We start from the raw sequence: 6,779 nt of genomic DNA on the forward strand, positions 1-6,779 counted from the left end.
TGATCTTGACCTCGTTTACAGCTTACTACTCCTCGCTGTTCTAGTCAAGACCCTATAAAAAATCCGACCGCAAGGTGTTCCCTTACGATCGGATATTATATAACAGCTAAATTTATTCTACACTCGTCGTATCAAAAAACGCCAGATAGGCGTTCACTGATTCCTCGTTCTCAGCACGAATACCGATATATGCTACTACATTCCCGGAAATTATGCGAAAACAAAACACTTCATAATAATCGTCCACGCCGTCCACCGTACTACTGCAGCAGGTATATGTTTGTCCGCAGATCACTTTTTCAACAGCTTCTCCAAATATTTTGTCTCGCTTTTCCCCGTCATATGTTATTGTGTTGTTATTGGCTTTAAACAAATTTAAATATTGTTCGGTTGTGGTATCTTTGCCTTGACTGATAAAATATTCAATTAACATCCTCGAAAAACTTTCCGTAGTTTCAAGCTTGATATAAACATCAAAATAGTCGACGGTGCTTTTTACATCCTTGAGATAATCATCACTATATCCGCGCCACTTGATAATTTCCTCATCGCTGTAAATGTAATATTCCTCGGGAACCGTAAATCTAATCCCCGCTTCCGTATTGGTATAAGTCCGCCCGTCCCAAACGCCGCGTGCGGGAATTTCTGCTTTATTGGAACAGCCCAAAGCGCCGCCCATCAACAAAACGAAAACCAACAATCCGCAAATAAGCTTTTTCATATTTTCCCCTCCTAAATGTTGCGATTCGCTATTTTCAATTAACATTTGCTGTATTAAAAAACGCCAGATAGGTATTGACCTTTTCCGCACTTTTACCTCGAATGTTGATTAAAGCAACTGCATTCCCCGTAGTGATTCGGTAACACATCAACTGGTAAAACTGGTCAATGCCTTCAAGTGTAAAACTACAACAGATGTATGTCATACCGCATAAAGTTAATTCAAAATTGTCCCCATATATTATGTTTAGATCTGGTCTGTCATCGTTATAATACTTAAATGTTTTATGATCAGATTTATATAAATTCAAATTCTGTTCAGCTGTGGTATTGTTCAACTGGTCGGTATAATATTGGATGTACATTCTCGAGTAGCTGCCCGATGTTTTATCTTCTATAAAAATATCAAAATAGTCCTGCTTGCTCTTTAAATCTTCAAAATAGTCATTTGAAAAACCATAGGTTTTAATGATTTTTTCATCTGTACCGATTTCAAAACCCTCTGCAACCGTAAGACGAATTTCCGCTTCCGTATTGGTATAAGTCCGCCCGTCCCAAACGCCGCGTGCGGGAATTTCTGCTTTATTGGAACAGCCCAAAACGCAGCCCATCATTAAAACGAAAACCAACAATCCGCAAACAAGCTTTTTCATGTCTATTCCCTCCGTAATCCGATTAAGGTATATATTACCTCGCCGTATTGTTTTTGTCAAGGACACTTGTATAGGAATCAAACTGCATAAAACCGCTCTCAATGACATTAAAATAAATTCAAAGAGCTTATATTCATTTCATCAAATTACTTTGCAATCACACTCGCCGTATCAAAGAACCCCAGATACGCCATTACTTCCTCCTCGCCATTACCGGTAATTTCAATGAAAACGGTTACTTTTTCCGGAGTAATTCGATAACAGAGCAATCGGTAAAAAGTGCCCAGGTTTTCCAGCGTAAAACCGCAGCATAGATATGTTTCACCGCATAACGTGAACTCAAAGTTATCGCCGTATATGATGTTAAACCACGTATCCATATTGTTATATAAATTGTATCTGGTATTTTGGGTCTTGTATTGCTTTAATTTTTGCTTGGCGGTTAGATTGGCGGATGGATCAACCGAATACTCAATAATCATTTTCGAGTAACTGCCCGAAGCATTGTCTTCGATATAAATATCGTAATAACCCTGTTTGTTTTGCAGATCCATAATAATCATCGTGTAAACCGAGCCATTTGATCAATTCCTCATCGGTATCGATGTGATACCTCTCCGGCACCGTCAGCCGAATGCCCGTTTCCGTGTTGGTATAAGCTTGCCCATCCCAAACACCTCGCGCCGGAACCTTGTTGTCGATCGACTGTGAACAGCCCATAACCCCGCCTACCAGCATAGCACAGATTAAAATTCCGCATACAAACTTTTTCATGTGTCGTTCCTCCTTTAATAATAATTGTCTTCATAGATTAATTTATCTCAGGCAACCAAAACACCCTTTCAAACCACCAGTATATTTCTTTGAAAGTACCGGCATTGACAGTTTCCGTACGAAAATACGTCAGCATTTCATCGGCTTTTTCCTTGTTTTCAGCTTCGATTTGTATGTAGACCCACCCTTTTTGCGGAATATATCTGAAACACCAAAGGCGATAACCGATTTTCTCACCCTCAAATGTAATGCCGAGACAGTGATAGGTCCGCCCGCAAATCACTTTTTCAAACTGATCCGAAGAAACCGCTATTCGGTCATTACCGAGTTGCTTTTGCGTAAAATTTGCCTCTGTAAGATTGATATATTGTTCGGCGGAGCAATTAAAATCGAGCACCATATAAACCGTATACAGTGTCGTATTTCCGCTCCCGATCTGCATGTCGAAATAATTCGTCTCTTTCTTCACATGTTCATAAACATCGTCGGAGTAATGATACATTTTAATCATTTCTGCGTCGGTATATATGTGATATTCCTTCGGAACCGTCAATGAAATGCCCGATTCTTCGTTGGTAAAAGTTCGATCTTCCCAAACCCCCCGCCCCGGGAGTTCATCGCGGGTTACCCGGCCGACAAACCAAATCACGCACGCCACTACAGAGAAGAAGATCAGCCAAAAGCGAAATTCCTTCATACGTTTTATCCTCCGCAACCCTCTGTTAAATTATACCATGTCTTTGTAATATTTGTCAATACGAACGTTCAAATAAAACAAAAAGCCCCTCTTTTTCAAGAGAGACCTTTTATGATTTGTTTGATGGACACTGTTCCCGTAAACGGTCAACTGTTAACTTTACAATTCAGAACTATCTCAAAATAATATCATTTCTCGACGGGCCGTTGGAAATCATACCGATATGGATGCCGATATACTCCTCGGCGAATTCGATATATTTTTTACAGTTCTCGGGCAGGTCGCGGTAATCGCGGATACCGCGGATTTCGCACTTCCAGCCGGGCAATGTTTTATAAACCGGTTTGGCGTGTTTGAGCTTAACCGTGGTCGGGAACTTATCGGTAACTTTTCCGTCGATCTCATAACCGACGCATACTTTTAACTCATCGAGATAACCGAGCACATCGAGCACCGTAAAAGCGACTTTGGTCGCGCCCTGCAGCCGGCAGCCGTATTTCGAAGCGACCAGATCAAGCCAGCCGACCCGGCGGGGTCTTCCGGTGGTCGCGCCGTATTCGCCGCCGTCGCCGCCTCTGCGCCGAAGTTCCTCCGCCTCGCCGCCGAACAGCTCGCTGACGAATTCGCCCGCGCCGACCGCGCTCGAATAGGCCTTGACGACCGAAACAATCTCTTGAATCTCATAAGGCGGAACTCCCGCGCCGACCGTGCCGTATCCGGCCAAGGTATTTGACGAGGTGACCATCGGATAGATGCCGAAATCGGGGTCTTTTAAAGCGCCGAGCTGGCCTTCGAGCAGAATCGTCTTGCCCGCGGCGCGCGCGTCGCATAAGAATTCAAAGGTATCCGCCACAAACGGGCGCAGCAGCTCGCGATATTCGATCAACTTTGCAAACATCACATCTTCATCAAGCGGTTCGTGATTGTACAGCCCGGTCAAAATAGCGTTTTTCTGGGTCAGAATGCCATGCAGCTTCTCGTGCAGCACGGTTTCGTCGTCGTAGAGTTCGCTGACCTGAATGCCGACCTTGGCGTATTTATCGGAATAGAACGGCGCGATGCCGCTCTTGGTGGAGCCGAACTGCTTCCCCGCAAGACGCGCTTCCTCGCACTCGTCAAACAGGATATGGTAAGGCATCAACACCTGCGTGCGGTCGGAAATCAGCAGCTTCGGCGCGGGTACGCCGCGTTCTTTTAAATCATTGAGTTCCTTCATCAATTTTCCGGGATCGAGCGCGACGCCGTTGCCGATGATGTTCGTGATATGGCCGTAAAACACACCGGAAGGCAGTTGGTGCAGCGCAAACTTGCCGTAGTTGTTGATGATCGTATGTCCGGCATTGCTTCCGCCCTGATATCGGATCACGACATCAGAATCGGCGGCCATCATGTCGGTGATTTTGCCTTTGCCCTCGTCTCCCCAGCAGGAACCAACAATCGCTTTAATCATAACGTTCCCTTTCTAAAGCTGTATTTCGGCGTCCGCGATACGGACGTTTCGGTATTTTTCAAGCAGCGGTTTGATGACTTCGCTTAGGTATTCCGTCACCTGATGCGCGCTGCGGCCGGTGAATTTCTCGGGTCTGCACAACTTGGTGAGTTCTTCCGAGGTCAAACCAAACGCGGGATCGGCGGCAATCCGCTCCAAAAGATCGTTTTTCGCGCCGTCTTCCTTGACCGCTTTCGCGGCTGCCATCGAATGGACGCGGATGCGCTCGTGCAGTTCCTGGCGGTTTCCGCCGCGCTTGACGGCGTCCATCAAAATCGTCTCGGTCGCCATAAACGGCAGTTCGGCTGCAAGGTGCGCGGCGATGACTTTCGGATAAACGACAAGGCCGTTTCCGACGTTGCGCAGCAGTTCCAAAATGGCGTCCGCCGCCAAAAAGCACTCGGAAATCGCCAACCGGCGGTTGGCGGAGTCGTCGAGCGTGCGCTCAAACCATTGGGTCGAGGCGGTCAGAGCCGGATTCAGGGCGTTGACCTCGACAAACCGCGCGAGAGATGCCATGCGCTCGCTGCGCATCGGGTTGCGCTTATACGCCATCGCCGACGAGCCGATCTGGTTCTTTTCAAACGGCTCTTCGATTTCTTTCAGATGTTGTAAAAGCCGGATATCATTAGAAAACTTCGCGGCGGTCTGGGCGATGCCCGAGAGCACGTTCAGCACGCGGCTGTCGGTCTTGCGCGAATAGGTCTGCCCGGACACCGGGACGCTTTTTTCAAAGCCCATCTTTGCGGCGATCATATCATCGAGACGGCGGCATTTTTCATCATCGCCCTCAAACAGTTCCGAAAAGCTGGCCTGCGTGCCGGTCGTGCCCTTGTCGCCGAGCGGTAATAAAGTGGAAAGCACATATTCCAAATCGGTCAAATCCATGACCAAGTCATTAATCCATAAAGTCGCGCGTTTTCCGGCGGTCGTCGGCTGCGCGGGCTGAAAATGCGTGAACGCCAATGTCGGCAGATCTTTGTATTGTTCGGCAAATCCGGCCAAAATGCGGATCGCATCGACCAGTTTTGCGCGCAATAAAACGAGTGCGTCGCGCATGATGATGATGTCGGTATTGTCTCCGACATAGCACGAGGTTGCCCCCAGATGAATGATCGGCGCGGCTTTCGGACACTGCTTTCCGTAAGCCCAGACGTGTGCCATCACATCGTGCCGAACCTCTTTTTCACGGGCCTCTGCGTCGGCATAGTTGACGTCTTTTTCGTGGGCTTTCAGCTCGTCGATCTGTTCTTTTGAAATCGGCAAACCGAGCTCGGCCTCGGATTCCGCCAGCGCAATCCAAAGTTTACGCCAGGTCGTGAATTTTTTCTCGGCGGAAAAAAGATATTTCATCTCCTTCGAGGCATATCTGCCCTGCAAGGGAGATTCGTATGATTGATAATCCTGTTGCAATTTTTCCATACGCTTTTCCGTCCTTTCGAACTGGTTAAGGCACGCGTCGAGGCAAAATCCGCGAAGGGTTTGTTTTCATCTTTTCTGAATTTGATTGATACCCCATGAAAACAAAATATGTGATAATTCGGGGAAAAATCATTCCCTTTTTATCACATACCTCATTATACCAAACCGCCCGTGACATTGCAAGGACAATTTAACGCTTTCTATGAATAAATATACCAAACTATCCGTATAAACTTTTTACCGTGTCGGTTATTTTATTTTCTCAATTCAAAACGGGGGACAGTTTCCCCGTTTTGAAATAACAGCCTTATCCGCCAAGATCAACCCATAACACCTTCGAGACAGCTTTCCCGTCGATTACCACAGTCATAAACATCAACAGTTTATTACCTTCATTGGAGGCTTGATACGACCAAATCTCTTGAATTTGATAACCGATGTCAAGTGCTTTTAGTTCGCCGCTTTTAAAATTCCACAACTTAATTTTACAATCGCGGAAACCCGTTTCAGTCAATCTCTGTATCGTTTGAACATTTTGATAATATACCATATAATCCTCTGTAGCCCGAATTGGATAAATACCCGTGCTGATATTCACCGCGTTGATTTCATCTCCTTTCAAATTGAAATATTTAAAACTAGCGTGAATATCGTTGTCGGATTCTCTTACGAAAGCATCGTCACATGCAATGAAACCGTCAGAGTTTTTCGGCCAGAAAGTGTAGTAGGAATTATAATCGATTGTGATGATTTCCCCAGTTGAAAAATCATATAAACATTTTTGCATGGTTAAAGGTTCCCCGATTGAAAAAGCGATTTTGCTATCGTCGTTGGAAAAAGACGGCCACCGCGCTCCCGTTGATAAATCCTTGGGCGTATAAATTTTAATTTTATTTTGAAAATCCAAATCCGTCACATACAAGCCGCCCGCATTTGAATAAAGCAGCCGGTCACCACTGTTAGAAATGCTGAAAAAGGTGCCCTCTACTTGACCGAAATCGATTGTTTTTATTATTCGGTCTGT

At 45.7% G+C, this 6,779-nt stretch carries 8 protein-coding genes; all 8 read right to left on the reverse strand.

All coding sequences use genetic code 11. The annotated features are described in order from the left end of the window. Positions 1-112 precede the first annotated feature (112 nt). Positions 113-721: a hypothetical protein gene (locus PKH29_12190; GenBank protein ID HNX15598.1), complete on the reverse strand. Its 609-nt coding sequence runs from the start codon at positions 719-721 to the stop codon at positions 113-115. A 34-nt stretch (positions 722-755) separates the two neighbouring features. Then, positions 756-1,373 carry a hypothetical protein gene (locus PKH29_12195; GenBank protein HNX15599.1) on the reverse strand — a complete coding sequence of 206 codons (618 nt, stop codon included), beginning with the start codon at positions 1,371-1,373 and terminating at the stop codon, positions 756-758. A 146-nt stretch (positions 1,374-1,519) separates the two neighbouring features. Next, complete coding sequence (locus PKH29_12200) at positions 1,520-1,855, reverse strand: hypothetical protein (protein ID HNX15600.1); 336 nt, start codon at positions 1,853-1,855, stop codon at positions 1,520-1,522. Beyond that, the gene (locus PKH29_12205; protein HNX15601.1) at positions 1,845-2,147 is read right to left on the reverse strand and encodes a hypothetical protein; all 303 of its coding nucleotides are present in this window, start codon (positions 2,145-2,147) and stop codon (positions 1,845-1,847) included. Before PKH29_12205 ends, PKH29_12200 begins: the two co-directional genes overlap by 11 nt. Before the next feature lie 37 nt (positions 2,148-2,184). After that, positions 2,185-2,844 (reverse strand): hypothetical protein, encoded by a 660-nt coding sequence (locus PKH29_12210; protein ID HNX15602.1) that lies wholly within the window; start codon positions 2,842-2,844, stop codon positions 2,185-2,187. Between the two features lie 172 nt (positions 2,845-3,016). Further along, a complete protein-coding gene (locus PKH29_12215; protein ID HNX15603.1) occupies positions 3,017-4,294 on the reverse strand; it encodes an adenylosuccinate synthase in 1,278 nt (425 codons plus the stop codon). Positions 4,295-4,306: 12 nt separating this feature from the next. Next, positions 4,307-5,755, reverse strand: coding sequence for an adenylosuccinate lyase (gene purB, locus PKH29_12220; protein ID HNX15604.1), 1,449 nt, complete (start codon positions 5,753-5,755; stop codon positions 4,307-4,309). 307 nt (positions 5,756-6,062) lie between these two features. Then, positions 6,063-6,779 (reverse strand): hypothetical protein (locus PKH29_12225; GenBank protein ID HNX15605.1); only part of this gene is annotated, 717 nt, incomplete at its 5' end.

It is taken from the genome of Oscillospiraceae bacterium (genome assembly GCA_035353335.1).
Classification (GTDB): Bacteria; Bacillota; Clostridia; order Oscillospirales; family JAKOTC01; genus DAOPZJ01.